Raw genomic sequence first — 26,684 nt, forward strand, 5'->3', positions numbered from 1 at the left:
TACACCGTGCGGCTCACCGTCACCGACAACAAGGGCGCCACCGGCACCACCACCCAGACGGTCGCCGTCGCCACCGGCGGAGGCACCGTCCCGGAGTGCACCGGCAGCGACGTGCGCACCCTCGGCAAGAACTGCCAACGCAGCAACCGGTCGGCGACCGCCGGCAACTACGACTACCTCTACATCTACCTGCCCGCCGGCGTCACCCAGCTGCGCATCACCACCACCGGCGGAACCGGCAACTGCGACCTGTACTACAGCCCCAGCACCTGGGCCACCACCAGCAGCTACACCAGCCGCTCCACCGGTACCGGCAACGCCGAGACCCTCACCATCACCAACCCGGTAGCCGGCTACAACTACATCAGCCTGTACGCCACGACCACCTGCGCGGGAGTCACCGTCAAGACCGAGTACTAGAAGATCCGCTAAGCCCCACCCGTCGACCTGGGACGCCCTGTCGGGCCGCCCACCGGCAATCACAGGGGCACGCCGACAGCGGGCGCGAAGGCTCCACCGGCTCCCCGGTCCAAGCGCCCGCAACGAGGGCCCACACCAAGAACCCGCCGCACTGAGGGGACAAACAGCGGCAGGCGACGGGTGTGGGCCCTCCGGCCCATCCCCGACAGCATCGAGCGCCCCAAACGGGGACAAGAGCAGATCGGGCATCCTCGAGCCAAGTTCTCATGAACGTCGCTGACGAGCCCGAACCGCCCTGCGGGGCGGGCCGTGAACGCAGTGCCTACGGTTCAGCAACCGCTCTCCCTCAATCAGGTGTTCGATGAGGCAAGGGCCCGCGATTGACTGCGACGTGAAATCCCGAGCCAGCCAGCTGCGGTACGCACCGCCTGTGCCGGCGAGTGCATAGCCCGCAGATGCCGGATCGCACGATCCATCGCCTCGGGCTATGCCCGTTGATATGCCCACACGGACGGGATGCGGGTGACACTGTTCGGGAAGCCCCGACCCGAGGACCAAGCCATGATCATCGATACATTCTGCTACGGGGAACGCTACCGGATCGCTAGCCTGCGCCTGCTCTGCGGCGGATCCTACGTCTACTGGATGACCCGAGGGGAGACCTATCGCCTACGCCACGAGGGAAGGGATTGGGAGGTGGCCGGTGCCGCATGGTTTCACCCGCACCGCGCCTACAGGCTAGTACGAATCGACTCTCCGGCAACGGCGATACCCGACCACGGCGGCTCCAATCTGATCTTGTGCCCTGGCACCGAATACCAGATCTCGGCTAACACCGCCGGCCGATGGTCACTGCACGTAGTAGACGCGCTGATTCCGGCCTGATCACCCCTCGTGAACTCGGCGACAATGGGGTAGAACATTCTGCTGCGGCTCTCCAGTGCGCACGGCCCGGACTGCGACCGTCTCGCCCTGCACGTCTACCTCGCCCTCTGGTGCCTGACCGCCTCCGTCTGCCTGCTAGTCCTCAGCGCCCATGCCCACTGCAGGGCGAGTGGGGGGCTCACTACGACCCCGTCGACCTGGGCGGGTGGGGTCGAGGTCCAGCTGGCCAGGTGAACAAGGTTCGCGACGCGACGCCCGCCCCATGGCGTGGGTTGTCTAACACTCCGTAAAAGAGGCCAATTTGACATTAATGCGGCACTTGCCGCCCCAGCGCTGCGCTCAGTATCTAAGCCGCTAGGTCCTCGTGGCGGAGGCGGCGACAGCCTTCGACGGCGACTATGCGGCTACGGCTATGATCTGATGGCGTGAACGCTGACCCGTGAGGTTCGGGGTGACAACCTGAACCTGGACAGGCGAGGTGATTCGGAGGTACCACAGGCGTCCTTTGTGGTATAGAGTCACCGCGCTGACCCGTATAATCGCAGGTCAGAGTACGTGAGGGGCCGCTAGCTCAATGGCAGAGCAACGGACTTTTAATCCGTGGGTTCAGGGTTCGACCCCCTGGCGGCCCACCCTCTGAGCAGGCAATATAGACGAACATCGGAAGATGGTCATCTATATTTGTTACGCCGTTTCCTCCGATTCGCCTCCCGCATTCGAGGGGTCGGTTCGAGCCTGGAGCCCTTCTTGCTAGTCCCTCGGTGCATCGGTGGCAGCTTGTTCTGGTACCGGCGGTGAGAAGCGCGGGCGATTGAGCGCGCAACACGGGGTCGCGAGCCTGGTAGCCGAACTGATGGCGTCCGTGGCGATGGCGGAGTGGATCTTCGCGACATGGTCGAGGTCGCCGCGATTGGTGACATGGCCGTCGGTCGGGGACGCTTTCATCCCGCTAGCTTTGGTCGCAAGTCCGACGACGTCTTCGTATCGAGCCAGGCGTCGACCGTGAGACACATGGGCCTCCGGGTGGGATGTGATGCGGTGTATCGCCTACCCTGTTGGCTGATCCCAACACGGCCTCCGGCATCAGGCCGGGGGTTCGGGCTGCTTGCATTTTGCTGCGGTCAATAGCCAGGCCGGGCCTGGACCTGCCGGCGGCCGGCGACTCCACGTGACGCAGGCGTAGCCGCAGAGGCAAAGCGGTGTCCACTCGAGGGTAGGTGGCGAAAGCGCTTCGGTGTCGATCGGCCCCTCCGTCACCGTGTGGAGCCGGGTGGCTATGTGCGATGACCTTCCGGCTATTCGCGTCCAACCCGACAGCTGGTATCGATCTTCGTCGTTCGTCCATACGCTCGCCGTATGGGTTCACCCCGATTTTGGATCAGGCTCATCGTGGCGGGCTTGGCGCTGTACCTGTTCTTTTTGTTCAAGAATTCGATGCTGGCACCGGCGAGCTTTCTCGCCTACGGACTAGGGGTGGTCATCGAGTCGTGGGTGACCAACTTCGCCACAGCACAGCCACCCCCCACGCCGGCTTCCCGATCCGCTGCCGCAAACCCGATGGCGCACCAGAGCGCATATCAACCAGCAGCGGCGGTAAGGGAACGCGACGCTGGAGGCGCGTTGTCGATGAACATCTCCATCGTGGTGCTGATGGTGATGGCCGACTCCTTCTTTCTCACCACCTGGCTGACTATGACAGACGAGGACTCGGGCTTTGCGGCGCTCATCAAGATTGTCGCGTCTCTGCTCTGCCTGGCTCTCGCCTTTCTGGGCCCGATCGCCATCGGCGTATTCTCTTACATTGCACTCGATGAGCGCTTCTCTGCCAGGCTCGCACCGAACTCACAGTACGCCGAGGGCGCGGGTTGCCTGGCCGGCGTTTCGGCAGCAGCCCTGACAGTCGTGTGTTACGGACACTTCTTGCTTGCGGCCCTGTTGTACTCCGCCTTCGGTGCGACCAACAGCTAGACCCGATGACCTGCGCGGCGGCCCCGGCACCCACCGTCCACACCGCACTGCCAATACAGGCGACACCACCAGTTGCATTCTATCGACCGTCTGTGTAAGGACCTGGGTGATAGTGCTGATTGTTTAAGTCGGCTTCCACCTCGGCGGCAAGGGCGGGCAGAGTAAGGCCCATTTCGGCGATCGCGCGACGATGCGTCCGAAGTTGCTCGAGAAACGTGGCGAGTTGCCCAAGAACGGCGCTACGGAAGTGCCTCCTTCGGTCCAACGTGGCCTCTGGCCACTGTCGGTCCGGGTATATGTCCATCCGGTCGTCATCGAGTTCTTTAAGGCGATGGACGGCTTCCTGGTAGCTACGTACCAGTAGGCGATGGGTGTCGTAAAGCTTAATCGCAGTCGTGGCGTCATTCCACTGTTCTAGCCCGAAGCCCTCGAATACTGGCGGAATAGCTCCCATGAACCAGCCTCGAGTGCGCCATGGTGATATTTCGGTCTCCGGCAGGGGCTCGACCATCTCCACGCGGCCCACCGGAGCGATCAGGAGAACCGGGGGAATATTCAGGGCAGCGGCGATGAGTAAGAGTTCAGCGACACTTATGTAGTCACGGCGCTCATGTTCCAGGTTGGTCAGTACTGAAGGCGGCACACGTTGCCCGAGGGCCTCCGTAGCGTCGGAGAGCTTCTGTGTCGTTAGCTTCCGTTGGCGACGCCAGTGTCGTAATTCATGGCCTATCTGCCGTGTGAGGCTTCCCGACCACGTATCGATGCCTCTGGCTCGGCGCGAGCGCCCGTCGGCGTCCGCCGCATCGGCCCTGTCACTGTCTGTAGAGCCATCCATGATCGTACCCCTGAGCGAACTGGCAAAAATTGCGGGAGAGACACAAGTTCTGCACGCGAGCTGAAATTCTGTCTCTACAGCAAGTTTGATCTATCTGCTGATTGGTTGTCAACAAGAGTGTAGTTGCGCACGGTCACTTCAAGGGTCTAAGGTCCTCGTCGGGCCAGTGGCCTCAGGGCTCAGACGCCGACGGCGCGGATGAGCTAAGGCTCATCCGCGCCGTCATACACGTTGACCTGTGGCCTTCACGGGGAACACCGCAGTCCGGGAGAGTTGGCGCTCACCCCGGACAAGTCAGCCCGAAGACTATGCGAGACGGGATCGAATTCCAAGCTCAACTTCCCGTTACCGCCCAGTAGCGCAGGGTTGTCGATGTTGTGTTCTCCGTGTGACCACCCACACACATTGAGAGATCACGTACATGGCATCTGCCGCCAAGCCGGACCGCACGAATCACCACGGTCCCGCGTCCTTCTGGGCTGTCGACCTTCATGTCCATACACCCGCGTCCCGCGACGTCCAGGTGCAGCGGTATGGAGCGAGCACTCCCGAAGAAGTCGTCCAGGCCGCGATTGACGCAGGCCTGCACGCGATTGCGATCACCGACCACAATACGGCGGACTGGTGTGATCGGGTCGCCCTCGCCGCCGCCGGTCGAGGCTTAGTCGTGCTGCCGGGCATGGAGATCAGCACCAATCAGGGACACGTGCTGGGAATTTGGGAAGAGGGAACTCCTTCTTCCCAACTCGCCGATGTCCTCATTGACCTTGGCGTGCGACGCATTGACCACGGCGACCTGAACGTCTGTACGGCAGGAGGAATCCTCCATGCCGCGAGGATCATCAGCAGCCACGGTGGGATCGCCATCGCCGCCCACGTCGACCGGGAAAAGGGGCTACTGAAGATCCCCGTCAGCGCCCATCGAAGCGAAACGTTGCTCGACCTTGCGCTGGCTGCCGTCGAAATCGTCGACTTGGACACCCAAGGCAAGATCCAGAGGTCCCTCAAGAAGGGGCGAGACCTCGCGTGTGTCCGCGGGTCCGACGTCACACTGCCTGGCCAGAGTTCGCACATTCTCGCGGGCATCGGCAATCGGCGTACCTGGATCAAGGCATCGCGGCCCGACCTGCAAGGCCTGCGCCACGCGTTCGAGGACCCCTCCCTCCGCGTGCGGCTTGAGCAGCCGAGCGACTCGCCCCAGATGTTCATCCACACCGTAACCGTCACCGGAGGCTTTCTCCACGGACAGACCTTCGAGTTCTCTTCAGATCTGAACTGTCTGGTCGGAGGAACCGGTGCCGGAAAATCGCTCGCGATCGAACTCATCCGATTCGCCCTCAACCAGCAAGCGGATGTCTCGGCCTTTGCCCAGGTCAGACGAGACGTTGACTCGCGCTTGAAGTACGCGCTCGGTGACAATGCGACCGTTGAACTGTCTATCCGCCGCGGTGCGGCGACTTACACCGTTCGCCGTGTCTACTCTGGAAACTCATCACCCGCTGCGGAGGTGGTTGGCGCTGACGGCGCGAGCGACCTAGAAGATGGGCTGATTCCTATTCGGGCATTTTCGCAAGGCGAGGTGATCGAATACGCCCGTGCGCCCGTGGGGCGGATGGCTCTTGTCGACGATGCACTGGATCTTGTCGAGCTGACTTCTGCAGAGACGACGCTGATCGGTGAGCTCGCCGACAACGCGGCGGAAGTCATCCGACTCCGGTCGGCGAACAAAGCGATCGAAGAAGGACTCAAAGTACTGCCGGAAATCACCAGCAAGCTTGACGAACTGGCGACCTTCTTCGACACGGATATGATCAAAGCTCAGCAGAAATGGGCTCGCGAGAAGACTCGGTTCAGCAACCTCGGCAACACCAATGACCTGAAAACGACGCCGGTAAAGACGGTCGTGGGCTCCTTCAGTCACCCCGTCGACAACGAGTCCAACAAGGACTTGTACACCCGGGCATCGAGTGCGTACGAGGCGCTTCGTAGCCAGGCGGCAACCGCGAACGGTCTATTCGAAACTGCGTATGACGTAGCTCGGGATGAACTGGCGGCCATCTCTGTCGAGTGGAAGAACCGCAGCGCCCAGTTTGATCGCCAGTTCCTCGCCGACCTTCAGAAGATTGACACCGATGGCAAGGGCCTGCCCGCGCTGCGCAAGCGCCTCGGGGAGCTCCAAGCGACCAAGGCTAAGCTCGACGACGATGTGGAGCGTCAGCTAACCCAGGTCGTGCCGACACTGACTCGTCTCCTAGACGTAAGGGACCGACTACTCGGCGAGCTCGTCATCATTCGACGCAAGCGGAGCGCTCTTCGCGAGCGACGGATCAAAGACCTGAACAAGCTTACTGCGAACGTCGTGCGGATGAAGTTGGAAAAGGAAGTCGACGATGAGGCGTACAAAAACAGGCTCACCGAACTGGCGAAAGGATCGCATCTGCGCACCGACTTCCTGCACACGTTGTGTGGCGCTTCATCTCCACTGAGAATGGTCGGTTCGTATTTGGAGTCAGATCCGGCTGGTGTGAGTAAGGCGACGGGAGTGGACATCAAGCACGTGGAGAAGCTTTTCGACTGGATAAGCGATCACAATCTTGAAACCGCCTTCCTGGCCCTGCAAGCGATCGACTTGCCCGATGCTCTGTCGATCGAGTTCCGGAAGGACAGGTCACGAGAGTACGTGCCTATCGAGCGTCTGGCGCACGGGCAGAAGTGCACGGCGATCCTGATCCTCGCGATGGCCGATGGTGGTCAGCCCCTGATCATCGATCAGCCCGAGGACGCGCTTCATGCACCCTGGATCGAAGAGCATCTGGTGGACAAGTTGCGCGAGCTGCGCGGCGGTAGGCAGTACATCTTCGCGACTCGCAGCCCGGGCCTGGTGGTGTCGGCTGACGCGGAGATGATCATCACCCTCAACTCTGACGCTACGCATGGACACATCGAGGCAAGTGGTTCGCTAGAGCGTCATGATCTCAATGCCCTCACTCTCTATCACCTGGAGGGTGGACCGGCACCGTTCAAACGCCGAACGACAAAGCTCGCCGGGTCCGTCAACTAGTTCGAGCGCTGCACGGCAGGTCAGGGCACCCATCTGTCGCGGATGCCCTGACCTGGGTAGTCGACCGGCCGTCACGTTGGCAGGTATGCCACCTCGAAGCAGTCGTGGGGCCTGGTCTGGCAGTCCCGCTTGGTTCGCAGGACCGGGATGTCCCGATAGCAGTGGCCCTATGCCTCGCGTCGGGGGTTGCGGTTGCGGGCGAGGAGGGCCGCAGAGGCTTCGGCGACCGTCTGGTCGACTTCGAGTAGCAGGGATGTGTAGATGTCGGCGGTGATCTGGATGGTGGAGTGTCCGAGGGTCACTGAGATCGTCTTCATGTCCGCGCCGGCGGCGTGCATGAACGTCGCCGCGCAGTGGCGGGCGTCGTGCAGTCGGATGGGTGGCAGTCCGCAGGCGATGACGAGTTTGTCGAACCGTTCCGACACGAGTTCGGGGTGCCACGGCTCGCCGTCAGGTTTGACGAAGAAGTACTCGGAGTCCGCCCACGCCTCGCCGCTGACCAGCCGCCAGCGCGCCCGCCGTGCTTTGTAGGCGCGCATGTCTGCGACGGAGTCGATGTCGAGGCTGAGGTAGCGGTCTCCGGCCTGGGTTTTGACCTTCTTGTAGACGGCCGTGTAGCCGTGGGTGGTGAGCTGGTGGGAGATGGTCATCTGTGCCGTGTCGAGGTCGACCTGGTGGTCTTGGAGTCCGGTGACCTCGCCGCGCCGGAGTCCGCGCCTCAGGATGAGCGCGTACATCGGGTAGAACAGGATGTCGTGCTGCTCGGCGTAGTCGAGGAATTCGCCGGCCTGCTCCGGGGTCCACACCATCACCGGGCTGGGCTTCTCGCCGGTGGCCTTCCAGCGCTTGACGGCTGCCGCCGTCCAGATGCGGGGTTTGGCGGCGACGGCGGGTTCGATCTCGACGTGGGATGCCGGGTTGAACTCGATCAGGCGGTGTTTGCGGATGGCGTCGTTGAGGGCTTTGCGGAGCGTCGCCTTGATCCGGATCATGGTGTTCGGTCCGGTGGGCTTCTTCCCGCGCACGCTGGCCCGGACCATAGGGTCGGGGCTTTCGCGTGCGGCGAGGATCTCGGCGTTGCGTTCTTCGATCGCGGCGAACATCGTCTCGAGGTGGGTGACCCGCAGCTTGTCGAGGGGCACGTGGCTGATGTTCGGGTTGATGTGGTTGCGGATGTGCCCGCCGTAGGCGACCTTGGTGTTGGCGTCGATCTTGCGGCTGATCAGCCAGGAGTTCAAGTAGTCGCCCGTGAGGACCGCTGAGGTAGGCGAAACTCCGGCCTTCACCCGCCGGGCGACCTCATCGCGTTCGGGCAGCGGGATGCCCGCCGAGGCGTTCTTGAGCATGTCGGCGATCTGGGCGGCGACCTCGGGCTCGCCGTTGGCGAGCCCGAGGAGCGTCTTGATGCGGCTGAGCTGGTCGGCGGCGTCCTCACGGAGCGCGAATCCGCTGCGCTGGAGCGGTGGGCGGCGTTTACCGCCGAGCAGTGGGAGTTCGATCTGGTAGCCCCACTTGCCGTGGTGCGCGCTCCAGGTCCCGTTGGCGCGTTTCAGGTCCGGGCAACGGGTTCCGAGTCGTTTGCCGGCGCGGTCCTTGCAGCCGCAGCGTTTGTACAGCGATCCTTCGGCGGTCATTCGTCGCCTCCCAGCGTCGTGGCCCCGGTGTCGGGACCAGCGGATTTGTCGACTGGCATGGACGCAGCACTTCGCCGAATGATCAAGTCGGCGACCGAATCGGGGTCCTGCGCGCTGGCGGTCAGGCCGAGTGCCGCGAGGAGTGGCGGTATCGGGACGCGGTATCGGGTGCCGACTTGGATGACGGGGACGGGGAAGGTCCCACGCTCGGCGAGCTGGTAGGCCAGGGACACGGAGATCTGCAGGATCTGTGCGGCGGTGGGCAGCGAGCACACGGCGCCGAGGTCGCGGATGCGTTCGGGGGTCCACGGGGCAGAAGACGAAGAAGCCCCGCTGGTGTCGGCGGGGCGCGAGGTGGCGGAGCGTCGGGGCATGGGAGGGGTTCCTGGTTCATGGGAAGGGCCCGGCCAGGCCGAGGGACGGCGAGGCCGAGCCGAGACGGAAGTGTCAGCGGGAAGCGGGGATGCTCAGGACGCGCAGGACGGCCTGCTGGGCTGCGGCGATGTCGTCGGCGCGTTGGCCGGGGTTCAGGCATACGGGCCCGTCGGTGTCGGTGCCGAGCAGGATCGGCGCTGCGCCGGATGGTTGGGGTCGAAACGCGATCGTGAAGCCGGGCCCGGACAGGACGACGACCAGCGGGACGCCCCGGAACGTCCGTCCGACCCGGGAGGTTCCGGGGTGGGCGGCGATGCGGGGTGCGGCGGTGAGGATGTCGTCGAGGTCGGGGATGTCGGTGGGCTCGGCGGCCGACGCCCAGTCGGCGGGTTGTAGGTCGTAGCCGCGGGTGGAGCGTTCGACGACGGCGGCGGCGAACGCGGCGACCTTCTGGTGGGCGGTGGGTGTGGATGGTGTGGGGCGGGTGGGCATTTTGGACTCCGGGGGCGGGTCGACATGCTGCTCGGGCTCGAGTTGGTCGAGCCAGTGCAGGAGGTTGGGGAGGTTTAGGTCGGGGCCGAACCGCAGGTAGGTGCCGTCGGCGGAGTGGCAGCCGATGTGGTCGGCGTGGGCCAGGCGGCGGTGGGAGTTGACGCGGCCCATGTGCACCCACAGGCCTCGGCTACGTGCTTCGGCGGCCAGGTGGGCGGCGGCGGGACCGAGCTTCCAGTCGGTGCTGCCTCCGAGGAACAGGGCGTCGATTCCGGTCCACGGAACGTCGAGGTCTTCGAGACCGTCCTGGGCGACCAGTGCCACCGGGTAGCCGGCGGCGCGGATCGGGTCGAGCATCGGCTCGGACCGCGCGAGCGTCTCCGCGGCCCGGCACACGACGTCGGGGGCGGTGGCGAACGCCGCCAGGTTCGGGTCGGCGCGCTGGGCGAGGCGCCGCAGCCAGGCCAGGTACTTCGCGTCGCCGGGGTAGCCGTCGACGAACACCGCGTTGTCGGCGCACCAGCGGACTCCGGGGCGCGGTGATCCGCCGCCAGCTGGGGTGCAGATCATGCCCAGCCGGCCGGCGGCCATGGCCGCGCGGACTCTAGGTCCGCTGGCGGTGGCGTAGTACAGCACGGGCGATCACGACCGCGATGACGACTGCGAGGGTGGCGGTGGTCTTGGCCAGCATCTGACCGGGCAGCGCCGGCAGCACCGCGAGCCCGGCGACGGTGAGGAACACGGCGGTGTCTACCAGCGTGCCGAGGACGCCGGAGGCCAGCACGGCCTTCGCCCAGCCGCGTCGGCGCAGCGGCTGGTAGACCGCCCAGTCCGCCAGTTCGGAGACGGCGAACGCCGCTGCGGAGGCGACCGCGAGTCTGGGGCCGGCGGTCATCGCCGAGGCGATCGCGCCGGCCGCGACGCAGCCGAGGACCGCGCGGCGGCCGGCAAGGTCGTCGACCCAGTCGCGCAGCAGCAGCACCAGGCCGGCGGCCCAGGTCCCGGCCGTGCACACCAGGCCGAACCCGGCGGGCACGAGCCCGAACAGGGAGGTCAGCGTGTTCGCGGCGACGGCGGAGGCGATGAACAGGGCGACTGCCACCGTGACGAACCGTCGGCGCGGCCGGCGAGGCGGGGCCATGTAGTCGCCGCCCCGCCCGGCGAAGCCTGTGGATAACTCTGTGGACAAGTCGGTCGGGGGTTGGTGGGGGAGGAGTTCTGGAATCACATCGGAGTCCTTCGAGAGTGACGAACGGAAAACGGCGCTCCGCCGGCCCGCGCGTTGGCGGGCCGGCGGAGCGCCGGTGGGAGGCCGGTCAGGCCAGGTGTGGAGACAGGCGGGTGAGTACCTGCTGGTGGCAGCCGGGATCGATGTCGGTCCCGGAGCAACGGCGGCCGAGGCGCAGCGCGGCTACTCCCGTGATCCCTGCTCCGCCGAACGGGTCGAGGACCAGGCCGTCAGGGCGGCAGGCAGCGGATGGCCCGCAACGGCAGGTCGCCCAGGCCGGCGGCGACGTACGCGGCAGCTAAGGCCGAGTCGGCTGCGGCCACACGTTGCTGGAGGTCACGGCCGCAACCCTTGGTGTCGGCACAGCAGGATGTGTAAGGCGGCGACTGCCTGCTGGGGGACGACCCCGTTGCCGAGGATCCGCAACGCGACGGTGCGCGGCAGGTCCAGGCCGGTGACCCAGCCGGCCGGCAATCCCATCATCCACTCGACCAGGGGTGGGGCGAGGACGGGTTTGCCGTGGGTGCCGGGCTGGGTCGGTTCCGGCGCGGGGCGGCCCACGAGCTGTGCCCAGCGTGCGACCGCCGGGGCGTAGGCGCCCCACCGTTCGAGTCCGCCGACAGCGAGGCCCTCCTCGAAGTGCCAGGTAGGGCCCGGTCGGATGCGCACGGCCGCCGACGGCAGGGTCAGATCCCCCGACGAGCCGCGCTGACCCGGGCACCCTTTCGTTCCGTCCGTAGCCCGAGGGGTCGGCAGAAGGTCTCCGACCAAAACGTTGAGGCTCGGTCGGATCGCCGCTCCAGGGGAGGGCGACTGATTGGTGCCGTAGGCGACCGCCGTCGGGGTCGGCAGCAAGGCGAGGGGGAGCACGACCTGTGACAGTGGCGGGCGGAAGCCGGACCCGGCGGCGCGTCCGGCGGTGCCGGTGTCGCTGGCCCGCGGGGTCGGCAGCAGCGCCAGTGCGAGTACGTGTTCGAGATTTCCTCCTCTCGGGTTGTGGTCAGCGCCCTTGCCGTCACGGGCCCGGGGCGTCGGCAGCAGGCTGCCTTCGAGCACGTTGGGCAGGGTCCGTTGGTGGCCCGGGCCTTTACCGTCGCGGGCGCACGGCGTCGGCAGCGTCACCAGCGGGTCGCCCTGGCTGGGTGGCGAGCAGGAACATCCGATCGCGGCGGTGGGCGGCGCCGAGGTCGGATGCTCGTAGGCTGAGCCAGCTCGTGTCGTACCCGAGCGCGGCCAGGTCGGCGAGGACGACGTCGAGGCCCCTCCTGCGGAGTGCGGCGACGTTTTCCACGAAGACGAGCGGCGGTCGAAGGACGCGAACGCCGTCGGCGATGACGCTCCACAGGCTGGAACTGGGCCCGGTGATGCCGGCACGTCGTCCGGCATTAGAGATGTCCTGGCACGGGAACCCGGCCGTGACGACGTCGACGTTCTCGAGCCGCGTCCAGTCGAGGGCCCGGATGTCGCCGTGGTTGACGACGCCGGGCCAGTGCTCGGCCATGACCCGGCTCGCTGCTGGGTCGGTCTCGGCGTACCAGGCGAGCCGGCCTCCGAGGACGACTTCGACCGCGAGGTCGAGCCCGCCGAAGCCGGAGCAAAGCGACCCGACGCGGGGTCCCGGCGCGGAAGTGTGGCCACCGTTCACGCCACCTCACCGCTCTGGACCCCGGCGCCCAGACTCAAAACCCGGATCGCGGGCGCAACCTGCGGCGTGGTCACAGGCAGGTCCTGGCCATCGGCGGCGGCCGGAGCCTGCCGGCCAGGCGTTCGCCGTCGGTGCCGCGTCGCCACCGCCGTCCACCGCGTCGGGCGGCGAACTCCACGAGGACGACCAGGCCGTCGCCCGGGAGGTCGTGCTCGTCGCCGTTGACCACGAACCGGCGGTAGCCGAGCTGGCGGGCCCATTCCCACACGGCGACCAGCAGCAGCGTCCGGGCACGAAGGCTCGCTTCACCGATGACGCTGGCCTGCAAAGTGACGCCGTCGTCGAACTCCGGGTCGGCCGGGACTCCGCACACGGCGACCGCGAGCAGCTCACGGTCGATTCCGAGCACGCCCAGGTGGAACCGTCGGCGGCCCAGCCGGGCCGGGGCTCGGTCGCAGGTGGTGGCGAAGTCACGCACCTGGCGGTGCGTCACGCGCACGATCCGTCGCGATGTGGGGGCCGTCATCGGGTCACCTCGTCGCCGGTTGTGTCGTCGAGCGGCTTCACCAGGCAGAGGACGTCCTCGTGCACGATCAGGTGCAGAGGGATCCCCGCCGAGCGCGCTTTGCGCACGGACTGGAGCTGGAAGAAGCTCGGTCGCGCGATGATCTGGCCGTCACGGACGCCGCCGAGTAGGGTCACACACCGTTCGAGCGGGGCGAACCCGGCCTCGATACCGGCGGCGAACACCGCGCTCGGAAGGTCGACCAGCAGCCCGCGCTTGCGGAACGGCCGCGCAGTGACGACCACGATCCCGCCGGGCTTGAGCAGCACCCGGCAGCCGCCCAAGATGTGGGTGAACTTGTCGATCAGCTCACCCTGGCTGGCATGCGCGAGGTTGCCGCGGTCGGCGTCGCGGTCGCCGTAGGTGGCCACCGACTTGGTGATGCCGTCCTTGCCGGGCCGGACGTGTCCGTGCACGGTCGGCCCGTACGGCGGCGAGGTCACCACCAGGGACACCTGACCGTGCAGATGCCGGGGCAGAATGCCGGTGAGCTGGGTGCCGTCGCCGCGCGCCACCATGCCCCGGCCTGTGGCGCCAGACTGCTGGGTGTGGCGGACGTTGAGGTCGGCGATGGCGGCCCACTGCGCCTCGTACTCCACCCCGATCGCGTCGCGTCCGAGGTGCATGGCCTCCACGAGGGTGGTGCCGATCCCGCACATCGGGTCGAGCACGATGTCGCCCGCAGACGTGTAGGCGCTGATCGCGTGCGCGGCGATGTCGGGAAGCATCCGTGCCGGGTGGGCGACGGACTCGGGCACGTAGCGGCCCTTGCGCTGGGCGGGGCCGGTGCGCTGGGCGGTCGCCCACACCGACAGCGGTGCCCGCTCGTCGGAGCCGTAGGTCTTGGTCGGCTCAGACATGGTCGTCTCCGACGCGTGTGAAGACGAACAGGTCCGCGTGCACGGAGGCGTGCACCGGCTGAAACGGCATGTCGTTCGGGTCGTGTTGCCGCGGCACCGGGCCGGGCGGCGGGTCGTCGGTGACGTAGACGAACTCGTCGCCGACTGCGGGTGCGGAGACGGCGACGATGTGCTGGAGGTAGCCGAGGCGGGCGCCGCTGGCGGCGGCGACGACCGGCGTGAAGTCCTCGGGCACCGGGACGGCACCGGGGGCGGTCGCTGCGATCAGCACCAGGCAGCCACCCGGTCGCAGGAGCTTGCTCGCCGAGGCGAGCAGCCACGCCCGGCGCAGCTCGCCGGCGACGGGGTCGGCGGCCAGTGGCCAGGCCGCGACCATCAGCGCGGCGCGACCGGTGCCGACGGCACTGCTCTGGGCCGCGCCGATCATCGCTGTGGCGTGGGGGGAGATGGACAGGTAGGTGGTGTCGGTGAACCGGGCGGCGTGGTGTGCCCGACCGCCGGTGGCCGCCGGCGCCGCCAGGACGATGCCGTCGGTGAGGTCTATGACCTGATCGCCCGGAGCCGAGTAGGCCTTGACGAGCCGGGTGGCCAGGTGCGCCGGGATGTGCGAGTCGGCGGGGTCCGTGTGGGTGCGTGGGGTGCGCCAGACGGTGAGCGGGACCTGCGGGACACCGGGCACGACGTCGAGCAGGTCGGCGCTCGTGGGCTGCGCGCCGGGGGGATGGGGTGCGTTCATAGGTGTGTCGGCTTCGAGCCGCACGCCGTGATGTGCTGACGAAAGAACAAGCGGGCTTCGTGAGAGGTGGCGAACGCACCTCCGCTCTCTCAGCCTCGCTCGACCTCTCTCGGCCTCCGCCCGGCTGCTCTCACAGTCCCCGGTCGGCCAGGGAACGGCCCGTTCACCCGAAATGCGGGAAATGCTCTCTCACGTGAGAGCGCTGGAAGAGGGCGTGAGAGCCGCGCTGACGGGCCAGCGGGCACCGTCGGCCTATGTGCCTCAAGGTCTCACCCTGTGTGGGCTGTGAGGCTGGAAGCTCTAACAGTGCAGGTCAAGCCCATGTTGATCTTCAAAGGGGAGAATCTAGACCCAGGCCCCCTGCTCCGGCCCAGCACGGGCTTAATCCGCCCCTGACCTGCACTGTTAGAGCGCTGAGAGAGCCAGCTGCTCCTCTGGACCGCGAACCGGCACCCGGTCAGCGGTGCCGCCGCCTCTTTTCAGGAGTTCGCCGTGACCAGTACCGCCCAGTCCCAGTCCTCCGTCGCGCCCAGCTGGAGAAGGATCTCCGAGTCGCACCTTCGCATCGCCGAGCGCGTCTTCGGGCACCTGACCATCGCACCGCGCCCGGTCCTCACCCTCGACTGCGACACCCTGACCACCCGACGACGCCTCGACCTCGGTGTCCTCCCACGCGGCACCCGGTCACTGGCCGAGCTTCGCGACTGGCTGCTCGAGCACCCCAAGGCGTACCTGGCGCGCGACATCGTCTGGCGCGAGGTCACCGTCCGCGCCCGGGCCGGCGAGCAGGGCTGGACCACCGGCGCCGTGGGCCTGGCGATGCCCGCGCTCGTGCGAAGCGCCCGGTACTACGCCGACGGCTACCGCGGCGAGCCGGCCGACATCGCCAACGAGATCCTCGTCGGCTTCCTCTCCGCACTCACCAGCCGGGATCTGGAGGTCGAGCGCCCGGCACTGTTCGTGAAGTTGTGCTGGGCGGCCTGGCGCGCCGGACGAGCGTTTCGCCTGGGTGAGGACGTCGAGATCCCCGTCCCGGAGATCACTCAAACGTCTGACGGGTCCAAGCCCGCCTCCTGCGCGCCGCGCGAGCCGTTCGGGCACACCGACCTGCTCGTGCACCGCGCCGCAGCGCTCGGCATCGTCGACCACGACGACGTGGACGTGTGGATCGACTCCAGGCTGGCCGGCAAGACCCTGGCGCTGCTGGCCGCCGAACGCGCCGAGAACTTCGACGCGCTGCGCATGCGCCTCGCCCGCGCCGACACCCGCATCGCCGCCGCGATCGAAGACGGCCTCCTCACCAGCGAACTCGCCGTCTCCGTCGCCGCCCGCGCCCAAGGCCAGGCCCCAAAAAGGCGCGCCGGCCGCGCGGCTGCCGGCACCGCACCTGCCAGACGCCGCCGGGTCGCCGCGCCCGGCCCGATGTGGGCGCTGGCCGCCTGACCCCGCACCACCCCGGCCCCGGTCGGCGCGATCCGCGCCGACCGGGGCACTTCTTCGTCGCGGCACTCCGCCGTATTGCCAGGCTGCCGCTGGCCGAACTCGGACCAGCCGGCCGCATGCAGGCTGCCCCTCTCACAGCGCGACCGCGCACTGTGAGAGCACGCAGCGACCGGTTCGGGACCGCTCTCACAGCCTCGGTCACCGGTGAGAGAGCACCGCGCCGCACCGCCGAGAGAGGTTGAGAGAGCAGCGGTGCGTTCGCCAGCTCTCACGCGGCCCGCTTGTTCTGGTGCGGATCAACCACGACGAACACGGCCGTGGCGGTCCGCCCGCCGCACCACGGGGCGGGCCGCTCTCGTCGAGCACCCCGGTCGTTTTGCCGCACACGATGCGCTGACACCACATCACACACCACCTGAGAACGGGAGGACCGGCTTCGCGCCCGGGTCCCCCTCGACGACGCTTCCCGTCCCGCGCGGCGGTCCCCAGACCGCACGCGCCAGCCCCGCCGACCGGCGGGGCGTGAAGGACACCCCATGTTCCCTGTCTCCTCCCGGCTCCGCCGGGCCATCCTCCGTACCGCCCTCCTGACGGCCACCGCCACTGCGGTGGCCGTCGCCATTCCCGCCGTCGCGTCCGCCGACGACCCCTCGACGGTGTACCTGGCGGCCAAGGACCTGCCCACCGTCATCTCCAACATCCAGACCTGGGTGCTCGGCATCCTCGGCGCCGTCGTCACCCTGTTCCTGATCTACGGCGGCGTCCTGTGGGCCACCGCCGGCGGCGACCCCGGCCAGGTCGAGCGCGCCAAGGGCGCGTTCCGCAACGCGCTGGTCGGGTTCGCGGTCGCGCTTCTGGCGCCTGTGTTCCTGCAGATCGTCAAGGGTTTCGTGAGCTGATCGTCATGGGCTGGCTCATGAACGGCATCCTCGACTGGCTCACCACGATGATGCTCGGCGCATTCGACGGGCTGATCGGGCTGATCACCGGCAGCCTTCTGATCAGCCCGGACGTCACCACCCTGCCCCAGGTGATCGGACTGACAACCCACTCCGTGTGGGTCGTCGACTCCATCTTCGTCCTCGCGTTCCTCGCCGCCGGAACACTGACCATGGTCTCCGGCGGCTCGGAACGCTCCCGCTACCAGATCAAAGACCTCGCCCCCCGGCTCGTCGTCGGGTTCATCGGCGCGCACTTCTCCCAGGTGCTCATCGCCAAGGCCATCGAGGTCGCCAACGCACTCACCGCCGCGCTGACGAGCACGCCGCTCAACAAGGGCGCGACCGACGCGATGCGCTCGCACATCGTCGCCGCGTCCAAGGACCCAACCACCGCGCTGCTGGCCGTCCTCATCGCCTGCGTCATCGTCATCCTCCTGGCGGCGACGACCTTCCAGATGATCATGCGGTTCGCGGGCCTGCTGGTCATGGCGATCCTCGCGCCGCTGGCCATGGCCTGCCACGCGCTCCCGGCAACCGACGGGCTCGCGCGGCTGTGGTGGCGGCAGTTCACCGCCTGCCTGGCCATCCCCGTCCTGCAAGGGCTATGCCTGACCACCGGGCAGTGGATGCTCGAGGACCCCTCCAACATGCTCGCCGCCTACGGACTTCCCGGCGGCGACATCCTCCAGCTGTTCATCGTCATGGTCGTCTTATGGATGACCGTGCGCATCCCCGGCATGGTCGCCAAGTTCGCCGGCCAGGCCGCAGGCGCCAGGTCCAACCCGATCGTCACCCTCGTCAGGATCGCGACCGTCGATCAGGTCACCCGGCTCGTGCCCGGCGCCGGAAGAATCCTGCGGGCGGTAAGGCCATGAACCGCGACGACACCCCTGTCCGGGCAAAGGTCCCGACGGGCGCTTCATACTGCCTCTCCGGCGTGTGGTTGTTGGGTTGGTTTGAGCCTGAACGAGTTGGCGACCTTGTCCCGGTAAATCTGCTGCGTGTGGTTGTCCCAGGGGATGCACCAGCGGCCGGAGGGGCCTTGGCGGGCGGGCACCTGCCCGAGCCTGAGCCAGTTGTAGACGGCGTCGGCTGGGATGCCCAGGAGCTCGGCTGCGTGTCGGACGCTGATCTCGCCGTCGGCGATGGCGAGGGTGCGTGGGGCCCAGATCTTGTAGGCGTCGCGGACCTGGGCGACGTTGGTGGCGGTGAAGGACTTTCCCTTTCCTGTAACGAGTCCTGCGGCGTTGAGTTGCTCGGCGAGTTGTCGGCTGGTGAGTGTCGCGCCGAGTTCGCGGACCATGTTCACGACCGCGACCGGTGTGCGTCCCGGGCCTCGCCGGGCGACGGTGATCTCGTCCGTGGCGCCGGTGTGCCAGCGCACGCCGATGCGGACCTGTTCACGGTCGGTCTCCGGTAGGAGGGTGACGTCGGCGATCTGGGTGCGTAGCAGGCGTTTTCGGTCGCGGTGGCTGGTCGTCGGGCTGTCCCACAGCTGCGGCAGATCTGCGGCGAGGGCCTGCAGGGCGCCACGTTCGGGCAGGGGCGGCTTGGCGGCCTTCGCGGTCGCCAGGGCCGCTTCGGCTTCGACCAGCTCGGCGAGTTTGGCCTCCCACCGGGTCTCCAGAGTTCTGGCGACGAGCCGGTTCTCGGGCTCGACGTTGACGAAGGACCGCTCGGCGCGGTCGGCCTCGTAGCGGGCCCGGTCGACCGCGAGTTCGGCGGCACGGTGAGTGCTGGCGTGACGGTCGGTGACCTCGTCGGCGACGGCGATCGCTGCGGCGATCTGTTCGGGCGTGATCGTGGCCAGGAACAGGTCACTGACCGCGTCGTCGACGGTGGTCGCTGCGACGGTGCGGCACTTCTGGGTGCGTTGGGCGTCCTTGATCTGGCAGGAGTAGGTGACCTTGCTGTCGGCTCGGTCGTAGCGGGTGCCGATGCGTCCTCCGCACGCGCCGCACATGATGATGCCCTGACACAGGGCGGTGCCCTCGCGGACCGGGCGGGCGCCCTTCCTGGTGTTGTTGGCGGCGAGCTTGGCCTCGATGTCGAGGTACTCCTGCCAGCAGATGTAGCCCTCGTGGTGGTCCTGGATCGTCACGGTCCAGTCCTCACGGGCGCGTTTACGCCGCGAGCTGCGCACCGTCCCATCGGGTTGGACCCGGCGCACGTCACTGGACCGGCCGAAGGTGTACGCGCCGGCGTATGCCGGGTTCTTCAACGCCTGCAACACCCGGGCATGGGTCAGGCGGCCCCACTTGAGCTTCCCCGCCCAGACTCCGCCCCAGGCCCGCTGGGGGAACTGCCGGCCGGCGTCGGCGAACGCCTTCATCACGCCGAGCGCCGAACCGGTGCGGGCGAACTCCGCGAACAGATCCGCCACAGCTCCCGCCACCTGCTGGTCGGGATCCTTCACAACGAAGCCCTCGTCGTCATAGACGAACCCGACCGACAACGGCCCGCGCAACTCACCCCGGTGGGCCGCGGCCAGCTTCGCGCCATGCAGCCGGCCCATCAGAAAGTGCAGCTCGACCTCGCTCATCTGGCCCTTGAGGCCGAGCAGGATTCGGTCGTTGACGTTGCCCAGGTCGTAGACGCCATCGGCGTCGACAAGCACCGTGTCGGTCAACCGGGCCAGCTCCATCAACCGGGTCAAGTCGGCGTTCGATCGGCCGAACCGCGACACCTCCAGGCCGAACACCGCGCCGACCTCGCCCAGACAGATCCGGGACACAATCTCGCGGAACCCGTCGCGTTCTGAACCGAACCGGCCGGACACACCCAGGTCGGCGTCGATCACCACGATCTGCTCGGACGGCCAACCCAACTCGGCCGCCGTCGACGCCAGCCCGTACTGGCGCAGCGTCGACTCCGGGTTCTCCCGCACCTGCGCCATCGTCGACTGCCGCAGATACACGATCGCCAGCCGAGAAAGGTGCGACGACGTGATCTTCGAGGTCGGGTTCACCGCCCGCCGCCCCGCGCAGCAGCGATTCCAGCATGTTCGCCACCACCATCACCGCCTGCCGGCTGTTCCAGCTGACCACGCGCCTCCGCCTCACAAACTCCCTCAGGAGCCACGTCATGCACCACTGCCTCGCCGGTCGCGAGCGCGTCGACCAACGCCCTGGCCGCAGCCAGCCCATCGGCAGCAAGCCGCTCCGGCACCGCCGGCGCACCTCGATCGGTCCACTCCTGGCGCACCGTGACCCGCCGCCTCCCCTCGACCTCACACACGAAAACCAGACCGGTGCGCTTCTGCACCGTGATCAGTACCGCAAGGCGCTGACCGTTCAATGGATGAAACGGATGAGTGATTACCAATGAGTCCGAATAACGACGGGACTGACGGGCCCTATAGAGCACGGATTCCCGCCGACATCGACGCCCCCGACAAGATCCTCTACGGGCTGACGTTTCGGCAGATGGCGATCCTGGCCGTGGCCGGAACCATCATCTACGTCGGCTGGCAGGCCCTGCACACCGTCGCACCGATGCCCGTCCTGCTGGCCGCCGCCATCGTAATCGGCGGCGTCACCTTCGGCCTCGCCGTCGGCCGCCGCGACGGCCTGCCTCTCGACGTGTGGCTGCTCGGCGGCCTGCGCCACTCCCGCACACCGCGGGCACTGGCCTCCGCCGGAGCCGGTCACACCGCCGACGTCCCCGACTGGGTGGACCGTGGAGACACCAAGATCGCGCTGCCCGCGCCGCTGAAGCTGCCCGCCGAGGCCATCGACCGCGACGGCCAGATCCACCTCGGCGGCACCACCTCCGGGATCGTCGCGGCGACCAGCCTGAACCTGGGACTGCGCAGCCAGGGCGAGCAGCACGCCTCCGTCGACGCCTTCGGCCGCTGGCTCAACTCCCTCAACGCGCCGGTGCAGATCACCGTGTCCGCGCAGCCGGTGGACCTGGCCAGCCACGCCGCCGTCCTCGCCGACGGCGCCGACGACCTGCCCCACCCGGCACTGGCGACCGCCTGCGCCGACCACGCGGAGTTCCTCGCCGAGCTGGCCGCGCACCGCGATCCGCTCCGCAGGCAGGTCCTCATCACCTGCCGGACCCTCGGCGCCGACACCGGCGAGCACGCCGCCCGCCGCCGCGCCGACGACACCGCCCGGGCCCTTTCAGCCCTCGGCGTCACCACCCGGGTCCTCGACGGCGCCGGTGCCACCGCAGCCCTGGCCGCAGCCGCGGACCCCTACCGGCCGCCGCGCCACGGCGGCCTGGCCGCGCCCGGCCAGACCATCACCTCTTCCGGAAAGCAGAACCTCCCATGAACACCTACCGCACCCTCACCCGTCCCGCCGACCACGCCGACTTCGGCGACCTGATGTCCCGCGCCCCGGGCGGACGCAACCCCGCCAGCCGTGACGAAGCCCTGGCAGGGGAGACCTACACCCGCCCCGCCGGCACACCCGCGCTGCGGTACGTCACCGAATCCCCCGCCCGATCGCGGGACGACCGGACCGGCCAGCCTCGTCTGCGGGACCGGCGGTGACCTCCGTCCTGGACCGGGTGCTGCGGCGGCGACCTTCCACGGCCGCAGGCGACAGAGCGGACCTGGCCTCCGCCGTCGCCCCGGCGTCCGTGGAGGTCGGGCCCCGGTGGCTGCGCCTCGGCGACGGCTACGCCGCCACGCTCATCGTCACCGGCTACCCGGCCGAGGTCGGCGCCGCGTGGCTCGAGCCGCTCCTGGCCTGGCCCGGCCGCCTGGACCTGTCCCTGCACATCGACCCCGTGCCGGTGCCGGTCGCGGCATCGCGGCTCAAGACCCAACGGGCGAAGCTGGAATCGTCCCGCCGGGCGGACAACCAGGCCGGCAAACTCGCCGACCCCTACGTCGAGGCCGCAGCCGACGACGCCGGCGACCTCGCCGGAAGGCTGGCCCGCGGCGAGGCCAAGCTGTTCAAGGTCGGCCTCTATCTGACCGTGCACGCCAAATCCGAACCCGAACTCCTCGCCGCCTGCGCCCAGGTCAAAGCCGCCGCCGCCTCCACCCTCCTCGAGCTGCAGCCGGCCACCTGGCGCCAACTGCAGGGCTGGACGACCACCCTGCCCCTGGCAGCCGACAGCCTCGGCATGACCCGAACCCTGGACACCGCCGCCCTCGCCGCGAGCTTCCCCCTGGCCGGCCCGGACCTCCCCGCCCCGCTGCCGGGAGAACCCGCACAGACCGGCGGGGTGCTCTACGGCATCAACCCGGACTCCCAGGGCGTGATCTGGTGGGACCGGTGGGCTGCTGAGAACCACAACTCCGTCGTGCTCGCCCGCAGTGGAGCCGGCAAGTCGTACTTCGTGAAGACCGAGATCCTGCGGTCCTTGTACGCGCGGGTGCAGGTCGCGGTCATCGACCCCGAAGACGAGTACCTGCGCCTGGCCGGCGCGGTCGGCGGCACCGTCGTGCGCCTCGGCGCGGCCGGAGTGCGCATCAACCCGTTCGACCTGCCCGCGGGCGACACCCGCCCGGACGTACTCACGCGCCGGGGCCTGTTCCTGCACACCCTGATCGCGGTGCTGCTCGGCACGCAGCCACCGCCGGCCGAACGCGCCGCCCTCGACCGGGCGATCCTGCAGGTGTACCGCCAGGCCGGCATCACCACGGACCCGACCACCCATCACCGCCAGGCACCGCTGCTCGCCGACCTGACCGAGGCCCTCGACGCCGACACCGATCCGGCGGCCTCAGCACTGGCGGCACGGCTCGCGCCGTGGGTCATCGGCTCGTTCAAGGACCTGTTCGACGGGCAGACCACCCACCGCCCCGACGGACACCTCGTCGTGTGGTCCCTGCGGCACCTGCCCGATGAGATCCGCGGCGTCGGCACTCTCCTCGCGCTCGACCACATCTGGCGGACCGTCGACCAACCCCGCACCGGCACAGCCGCCAGACAGCCCTCCGTCCGCCGCCTGGTCGTGGTCGACGAGGCGTGGCTGCTCATGCGCCAGGAAGCCGGCGCCACGTTCCTGTACCGGATGGCCAAAGCCTCCCGCAAACGCGGCGCCGGACTGTGCGTCATCACCCAGGACGCCGCAGACGTCCTCGGCTCCGACCTCGGACAAGCCGTCGTCGCCAACGCCGCCACACAGATCCTGCTGCGCCAGGCCCCACAGGCCATCGACGCCATCGGCGAAGCCTTCGGCCTCACCACAGGGGAGAAGCGACTGCTCCTCGCGGCCCCACGGGGCCAGGGACTACTGCTGTCCGGCTCGCACCGCACCCGATTCGAGTGCGTCGCCTCCCCGGCCGAACACCGCCTCGCGACCACCAACCCCGCCGACCTCCTCGACGAAGAAGACCTCCTATGACACCCCTCGCCCGACCACCCGATCCCACTCCGACGCCCGTGCCCCCGGCTCCCGAACCGGGGGCACGGCTGTACTCCCACCTCGAAGACACCACCCGCTGGGTCATCGACCGCCCCTGGCTCGCGGCAATCGCCATCGCGGCACTGTTCGCGATCGTCGCAGCCCGGAACCTGATCGCCACCCAACGGCACCGCCACCACGCCGCCGGGGCCACACAGGTCACCATCGCCACACCCCCGGACGTGGACCTGGCCGTAGCCCGCGCGTTGTGGGCCAACCTCGCCGGCATTCTGACCCCGTCGCGCTGGAAGCGGCTGCTCTACGGCACACCGCACCTGGTGTGGCAGTACGCCTGGGCCGGACGGCAGCTGACCATCTCCATCTGGGTGCCCGGCACCATCCCGCCCGGCATCGTCGAACGGGCCGTACGCGGCGCATGGCCGAGCGCGTCGTGCACCACCAGCGATCAACCCGCCGACCCGCTGCCGGCCGCCCCGGCCGCCGCCGGTGGGCACCTGCTGCCCACGGCCGCCGAATGGCTACCGCTGGCCAGCGGACACGACATCGACCCGCTGCGCGCGGTGTTCGCCGCCGGCACGGGCCTGCACGACGGCGAGCACGCCGCCGTCCAGATCCTCGCCCGCCCCGCCCGGCCCCGCCGTATCCGCCGGGCGGGGCGGGCCGCCGGCCGGCTCCGCGCGGGCAAGACCGCTGTGCCGCACCTCAATCCCGCCGCCCCCTTGTTGTGGATCATGGAGTTGTTCCTGCCCGGTAAGACGCCATCGGCGGGCGCGGCCGTCAAGGCGCGCCCGGACCCGTTCGCCCAGCGGGACGTGAAGGCCATCATGGACAAGGTCACGGCCGTCCCGCTGTGGGAAACCGCGGTGCGCTACGGCGTCGCCGCCGACCCGCGCCAGACCAAACCTGCGGCCCGCGGCCGGTTGCGAGGGATCAGCGACGGCATCGCCTCGGCGTTCGGCGTCTACACCGCCCGCAACAGCCTCGGCCGCCGAGCACGCATGTACTCCCCAGCCGCGACGCTCGCGGCCCGCCGGCTGGGCGCCGGGTTCTTGACCAGCACTCCGGAACTGGCGGCCCTGGCCGGGCTGCCGTCTGACATCGCGGTGGCCGGCCTCAACCGGGCGCGCGCGAAGTCCGCTCCAGCCCCGATCTCGGTGCTGGGCGGCGGCAGGGGCAAGACCCTCGGCAAATCCGAGATCGACGGCCGTGCGGTGTCACTCGCTCCGGCCGATGCCCGCTACCACGTGCACATGGTCGGAACGACCGGTTCCGGCAAGACGACTCTGCTGGCGAACATGATCGTCGACGACATCAAGGCCGGTCGCGGCACCGTCCTCATCGACCCGCACGGCGACCTGTCCCTCGACGTCCTTGACCGCATCCCCGCCGAACTGGCACACAAGGTCATCCTCTTCGACCCGCTGCAACCGGACCCGCCGCGCCTCAACCCGCTGCAAACGGTCCTCACGGCGGAGGGTGACGGCGATGACGATCTGACCGTCGACAACATCGTTTCGATCTTCGGAGCCATCTTCGCCAAGGGGTGGGGACCCCGCATGGACGACGTGATGCGGGTGGCGTGCCTGACGCTGCTGAAGCACCCCAACGCCACGTTGCAGCTGATCCCACCGCTGTTGAACAAGCAGACGTTCCGTGCCCCGTTCACCGCTTCCCTCAACGACGACGCCGGTCTCGGCGGCTTCTGGGAGTGGTACGACGGGATGCCCGACAGCCTGCGGGCCCAGATCATCGGCCCGGTCCTGGCCCGGTTGCGATCATTCCTGCTGCGCGACTTCGTCAAGGCCACCACATCGAGCGCACAGTCGTCGTTCTCCATGGCCGACGTCCTCGACGGCGGCGTGCTCATCGCCCGACTCCCCAAGGGCACGCTCGGGTTGGACACATCCCGGCTGCTGGGGTCACTGATCCTGGCGAAGGTGTGGCAGGCTGCCACGGCGCGCGCTGACGTCCCGCCGGATCAGCGCCGTGACTGCAGCGTCTATCTCGACGAGGCCCAGAACTTCCTCACCCTCGCCGGAGGCATCGGCGACATGCTCGCCGAGGCCCGCAAGTACCGGCTGTCGCTGGTGCTGGCGCACCAGGACCTCGCACAGTTCCCGTCCGAGCTGCTGTCGGCGGTCTCCGCCAACGCCCGCAACAAGATCTACTTCACGGTGGCCCCGGAGGACGCCAAGACCCTCGCGCAGCACGTCGAGCCGGAACTCGACAACCACGACCTGGCGCACCTCGACGCCTACACCGCCGTGGCCCGGCTGGTGGTCGACGGCCGCCAAGAGCCGGCGTTCACGATCAAAACGCTCCCACCGAAGGAACCTGTCGGCGCGACCGCCCACATCCGCCAGGTCGCCGCAGCCGCCACCCGCGAGGCCGACCGTTTGCTCGCCGAGGCGGCCAAGGGCAGGTCGGAGGCCGACGACGCCGAAACGGTGAACTAGGCCAGGTTGCGCCCTCAAAACCCGCCCCTTACCTTCGCTTCGGCTGGTCAAGGCATCACAGACCCAGGCCGCAGAACCGGCGGTAACCGCCTGCCCCATCAGCCCAGGAGCTGAACGACCCACAGACAGGGGCCAGAGGCAGTCCACTGAGGTGACGCAGGCTCACTTCAGGCCGTGAACCGTCGCGCCCATTTGGCCCCATTCATTCTGCGAGTCGTAATACTTGTCCAACTCGCAGGTGTAGTTGCGCCAGTTTCCTGCCTGGCCCTCTGGTCCGACGGTCACTTGGCCCGAGACGTACGCCGAGTCCCGCCCATCCTCGTCCGTGCCAACGATCACCCGGTCGCTGTACGCCTCCGGGCCGATCTCGATCTTGTGTCGCGCAAGCGTACGCGTGATGCTGGCTCGGCACTGCTCCCTGGCCGCTTGGAATGCTCGGTCATCGATGGGCGCATTTATCAGCCGCTCGATCCCGAGAGTCGCGAGGACGAGCAATATCGCGAGGATCGCGATCAGTACGACTATTCGTGGCCGTGCTCGTCCGCGGCGCTGCTCGGGACTCGGCTCGACATCGACAGCCCCCGTATCGGTCATGCGCTGATGATAGGAAGCTGTGCCGCAGCTCGCCATCGGGCTTCGAGCCGCACAACACCCATGTCGCCAACGCCGGCATCCGCATGCGAGTTGCGCCCGTGGGCACTGATCTGGGCCTCGGATCAACCACCAGCCGCACCTGAGGTTCGCAGACAGCCACTCAGGACGGCCGGTCCCTAGGGGGGTCCGTGAGGTGGTCCGTAGGGGGGTCCGCGG

Annotated in this window: 24 protein-coding genes and 1 tRNA gene; 12 read left to right on the plus strand and 13 right to left on the minus strand. The window is 68.2% G+C overall.

The window, feature by feature from the left end; translation table 11 throughout:
• The 4 genes from AB0M43_RS14340 to AB0M43_RS14355 all read left to right on the plus strand — a co-directional run.
• Positions 1-420 (plus strand): PPC domain-containing protein (locus AB0M43_RS14340; protein ID WP_363724595.1); only part of this gene is annotated, 420 nt, incomplete at its 5' end.
• A 561-nt stretch (positions 421-981) separates the two neighbouring features.
• The gene (locus tag AB0M43_RS14345) at positions 982-1,305 is read left to right on the plus strand and encodes a hypothetical protein (RefSeq protein ID WP_363724597.1); all 324 of its coding nucleotides are present in this window, start codon (positions 982-984) and stop codon (positions 1,303-1,305) included.
• Between the two features lie 560 nt (positions 1,306-1,865).
• Positions 1,866-1,937 (plus strand) — tRNA-Lys (locus AB0M43_RS14350).
• A gap of 766 nt (positions 1,938-2,703) precedes the next feature.
• Positions 2,704-3,273: a hypothetical protein gene (locus tag AB0M43_RS14355; RefSeq protein ID WP_363724599.1), complete on the plus strand. Its 570-nt coding sequence runs from the start codon at positions 2,704-2,706 to the stop codon at positions 3,271-3,273.
• A 79-nt stretch (positions 3,274-3,352) separates the two neighbouring features.
• Here AB0M43_RS14355 and AB0M43_RS14360 read toward each other — a convergent pair whose 3' ends face one another.
• Entirely contained in the window at positions 3,353-3,790 is a 438-nt protein-coding gene (locus tag AB0M43_RS14360; protein ID WP_363724600.1) for a hypothetical protein, read from the minus strand.
• Between the two features lie 739 nt (positions 3,791-4,529).
• On the opposite strand from AB0M43_RS14360, the gene AB0M43_RS14365 reads away from it, so the two are divergent.
• A complete protein-coding gene (locus tag AB0M43_RS14365; protein ID WP_363724601.1) occupies positions 4,530-7,169 on the plus strand; it encodes a PHP domain-containing protein in 2,640 nt (879 codons plus the stop codon).
• A 167-nt stretch (positions 7,170-7,336) separates the two neighbouring features.
• Here the strand turns inward: AB0M43_RS14365 and AB0M43_RS14370 are convergent, their stop codons facing one another.
• The 9 genes from AB0M43_RS14370 to AB0M43_RS14410 form a co-directional block, all read right to left on the minus strand.
• Positions 7,337-8,803 carry a tyrosine-type recombinase/integrase gene (locus AB0M43_RS14370; protein WP_363724603.1) on the minus strand — a complete coding sequence of 489 codons (1,467 nt, stop codon included), beginning with the start codon at positions 8,801-8,803 and terminating at the stop codon, positions 7,337-7,339.
• A 447-nt stretch (positions 8,804-9,250) separates the two neighbouring features.
• Positions 9,251-10,261 carry a hypothetical protein gene (locus tag AB0M43_RS14375; protein ID WP_363724604.1) on the minus strand — a complete coding sequence of 337 codons (1,011 nt, stop codon included), beginning with the start codon at positions 10,259-10,261 and terminating at the stop codon, positions 9,251-9,253.
• Between the two features lie 13 nt (positions 10,262-10,274).
• Complete coding sequence (locus AB0M43_RS14380; RefSeq protein ID WP_363724606.1) at positions 10,275-10,772, minus strand: VUT family protein; 498 nt, start codon at positions 10,770-10,772, stop codon at positions 10,275-10,277.
• Between the two features lie 214 nt (positions 10,773-10,986).
• Complete coding sequence (locus AB0M43_RS14385; protein WP_363725741.1) at positions 10,987-11,196, minus strand: DNA methyltransferase; 210 nt, start codon at positions 11,194-11,196, stop codon at positions 10,987-10,989.
• A gap of 38 nt (positions 11,197-11,234) precedes the next feature.
• Positions 11,235-11,954 carry a hypothetical protein gene (locus tag AB0M43_RS14390; protein WP_363724608.1) on the minus strand — a complete coding sequence of 240 codons (720 nt, stop codon included), beginning with the start codon at positions 11,952-11,954 and terminating at the stop codon, positions 11,235-11,237.
• 31 nt (positions 11,955-11,985) lie between these two features.
• The gene (locus tag AB0M43_RS14395) at positions 11,986-12,543 is read right to left on the minus strand and encodes a DNA cytosine methyltransferase (protein ID WP_363724610.1); all 558 of its coding nucleotides are present in this window, start codon (positions 12,541-12,543) and stop codon (positions 11,986-11,988) included.
• Between the two features lie 70 nt (positions 12,544-12,613).
• Complete coding sequence (locus AB0M43_RS14400) at positions 12,614-13,069, minus strand: hypothetical protein (RefSeq protein WP_363724612.1); 456 nt, start codon at positions 13,067-13,069, stop codon at positions 12,614-12,616.
• Entirely contained in the window at positions 13,066-13,968 is a 903-nt protein-coding gene (locus tag AB0M43_RS14405; protein WP_363724614.1) for a DNA methyltransferase, read from the minus strand. The genes AB0M43_RS14400 and AB0M43_RS14405 overlap by 4 nt, the downstream gene beginning before the upstream one ends.
• Positions 13,961-14,704 (minus strand): hypothetical protein, encoded by a 744-nt coding sequence (locus tag AB0M43_RS14410; protein WP_363724616.1) that lies wholly within the window; start codon positions 14,702-14,704, stop codon positions 13,961-13,963. The genes AB0M43_RS14405 and AB0M43_RS14410 overlap by 8 nt, the downstream gene beginning before the upstream one ends.
• 492 nt (positions 14,705-15,196) lie before the next feature.
• Between AB0M43_RS14410 and AB0M43_RS14415 the strand changes: the two genes are divergently transcribed.
• From AB0M43_RS14415 to AB0M43_RS14425, 3 genes are all read left to right on the plus strand, one after another.
• Positions 15,197-16,147 carry a hypothetical protein gene (locus AB0M43_RS14415; RefSeq protein ID WP_363724618.1) on the plus strand — a complete coding sequence of 317 codons (951 nt, stop codon included), beginning with the start codon at positions 15,197-15,199 and terminating at the stop codon, positions 16,145-16,147.
• Positions 16,148-16,683: 536 nt separating this feature from the next.
• Positions 16,684-17,046, plus strand: a complete 363-nt coding sequence (locus tag AB0M43_RS14420) for a pilin (RefSeq protein WP_363724620.1) — start codon at positions 16,684-16,686, stop codon at positions 17,044-17,046.
• Between the two features lie 5 nt (positions 17,047-17,051).
• Positions 17,052-17,963, plus strand: a complete 912-nt coding sequence (locus tag AB0M43_RS14425) for a conjugal transfer protein TrbL family protein (RefSeq protein ID WP_363724622.1) — start codon at positions 17,052-17,054, stop codon at positions 17,961-17,963.
• Positions 17,964-18,007: 44 nt separating this feature from the next.
• Here AB0M43_RS14425 and AB0M43_RS14430 read toward each other — a convergent pair whose 3' ends face one another.
• Both AB0M43_RS14430 and AB0M43_RS14435 read right to left on the minus strand, forming a co-directional pair.
• Positions 18,008-20,056 carry a recombinase family protein gene (locus AB0M43_RS14430; protein ID WP_363724624.1) on the minus strand — a complete coding sequence of 683 codons (2,049 nt, stop codon included), beginning with the start codon at positions 20,054-20,056 and terminating at the stop codon, positions 18,008-18,010.
• On the minus strand, positions 20,053-20,454 hold the full coding sequence (locus tag AB0M43_RS14435) for a DUF5372 family protein (RefSeq protein ID WP_363724626.1): 402 nt from the start codon (positions 20,452-20,454) through the stop codon (positions 20,053-20,055). Before AB0M43_RS14435 ends, AB0M43_RS14430 begins: the two co-directional genes overlap by 4 nt.
• Here AB0M43_RS14435 and AB0M43_RS14440 point away from each other — a divergent pair.
• Genes AB0M43_RS14440 through AB0M43_RS14455 form a run of 4 tightly spaced genes read left to right on the plus strand, consistent with a single transcriptional unit; the run spans position 20,412 to position 25,874 of the window.
• On the plus strand, positions 20,412-21,368 hold the full coding sequence (locus AB0M43_RS14440; RefSeq protein ID WP_363724628.1) for a PrgI family protein: 957 nt from the start codon (positions 20,412-20,414) through the stop codon (positions 21,366-21,368). The two genes, AB0M43_RS14435 and AB0M43_RS14440, sit on opposite strands and share 43 nt — an antisense overlap.
• On the plus strand, positions 21,365-21,589 hold the full coding sequence (locus tag AB0M43_RS14445) for a hypothetical protein (RefSeq protein WP_363724630.1): 225 nt from the start codon (positions 21,365-21,367) through the stop codon (positions 21,587-21,589). The genes AB0M43_RS14440 and AB0M43_RS14445 overlap by 4 nt, the downstream gene beginning before the upstream one ends.
• A gap of 17 nt (positions 21,590-21,606) precedes the next feature.
• A complete protein-coding gene (locus AB0M43_RS14450; RefSeq protein ID WP_363725743.1) occupies positions 21,607-23,397 on the plus strand; it encodes a DUF87 domain-containing protein in 1,791 nt (596 codons plus the stop codon).
• Complete coding sequence (locus AB0M43_RS14455) at positions 23,394-25,874, plus strand: type IV secretion system DNA-binding domain-containing protein (protein WP_363724632.1); 2,481 nt, start codon at positions 23,394-23,396, stop codon at positions 25,872-25,874. Before AB0M43_RS14450 ends, AB0M43_RS14455 begins: the two co-directional genes overlap by 4 nt.
• A 162-nt stretch (positions 25,875-26,036) precedes the next feature.
• On the opposite strand, the gene AB0M43_RS14460 is transcribed toward AB0M43_RS14455, so the two are convergent.
• Positions 26,037-26,468 carry a hypothetical protein gene (locus AB0M43_RS14460; RefSeq protein WP_363724634.1) on the minus strand — a complete coding sequence of 144 codons (432 nt, stop codon included), beginning with the start codon at positions 26,466-26,468 and terminating at the stop codon, positions 26,037-26,039.
• Positions 26,469-26,684 lie beyond the last annotated feature (216 nt).

Origin of the sequence: Longispora sp. NPDC051575, from assembly GCF_040681875.1 — a bacterium.
In the GTDB taxonomy this organism is placed as follows: Bacteria; Actinomycetota; Actinomycetes; order Mycobacteriales; family Micromonosporaceae; genus Longispora.

Coding starts and splice junctions, on each gene's coding strand:
- AB0M43_RS14365 (WP_363724601.1), top strand. CDS start 4,530: ATGGCATCTGCCGCCAAGCCGGACCGCACGAATCACCACGGTCCCGCG.
- AB0M43_RS14400 (WP_363724612.1), bottom strand. CDS start 13,069: ATGACGGCCCCCACATCGCGACGGATCGTGCGCGTGACGCACCGCCAG.
- AB0M43_RS14370 (WP_363724603.1), bottom strand. CDS start 8,803: ATGACCGCCGAAGGATCGCTGTACAAACGCTGCGGCTGCAAGGACCGC.
- AB0M43_RS14425 (WP_363724622.1), top strand. CDS start 17,052: ATGGGCTGGCTCATGAACGGCATCCTCGACTGGCTCACCACGATGATG.
- AB0M43_RS14410 (WP_363724616.1), bottom strand. CDS start 14,704: ATGAACGCACCCCATCCCCCCGGCGCGCAGCCCACGAGCGCCGACCTG.
- AB0M43_RS14420 (WP_363724620.1), top strand. CDS start 16,684: ATGTTCCCTGTCTCCTCCCGGCTCCGCCGGGCCATCCTCCGTACCGCC.
- AB0M43_RS14405 (WP_363724614.1), bottom strand. CDS start 13,968: ATGTCTGAGCCGACCAAGACCTACGGCTCCGACGAGCGGGCACCGCTG.
- AB0M43_RS14455 (WP_363724632.1), top strand. CDS start 23,394: ATGACACCCCTCGCCCGACCACCCGATCCCACTCCGACGCCCGTGCCC.
- AB0M43_RS14440 (WP_363724628.1), top strand. CDS start 20,412: ATGAGTCCGAATAACGACGGGACTGACGGGCCCTATAGAGCACGGATT.
- AB0M43_RS14445 (WP_363724630.1), top strand. CDS start 21,365: ATGAACACCTACCGCACCCTCACCCGTCCCGCCGACCACGCCGACTTC.
- AB0M43_RS14460 (WP_363724634.1), bottom strand. CDS start 26,468: ATGACCGATACGGGGGCTGTCGATGTCGAGCCGAGTCCCGAGCAGCGC.
- AB0M43_RS14345 (WP_363724597.1), top strand. CDS start 982: ATGATCATCGATACATTCTGCTACGGGGAACGCTACCGGATCGCTAGC.
- AB0M43_RS14375 (WP_363724604.1), bottom strand. CDS start 10,261: ATGGCCGCCGGCCGGCTGGGCATGATCTGCACCCCAGCTGGCGGCGGA.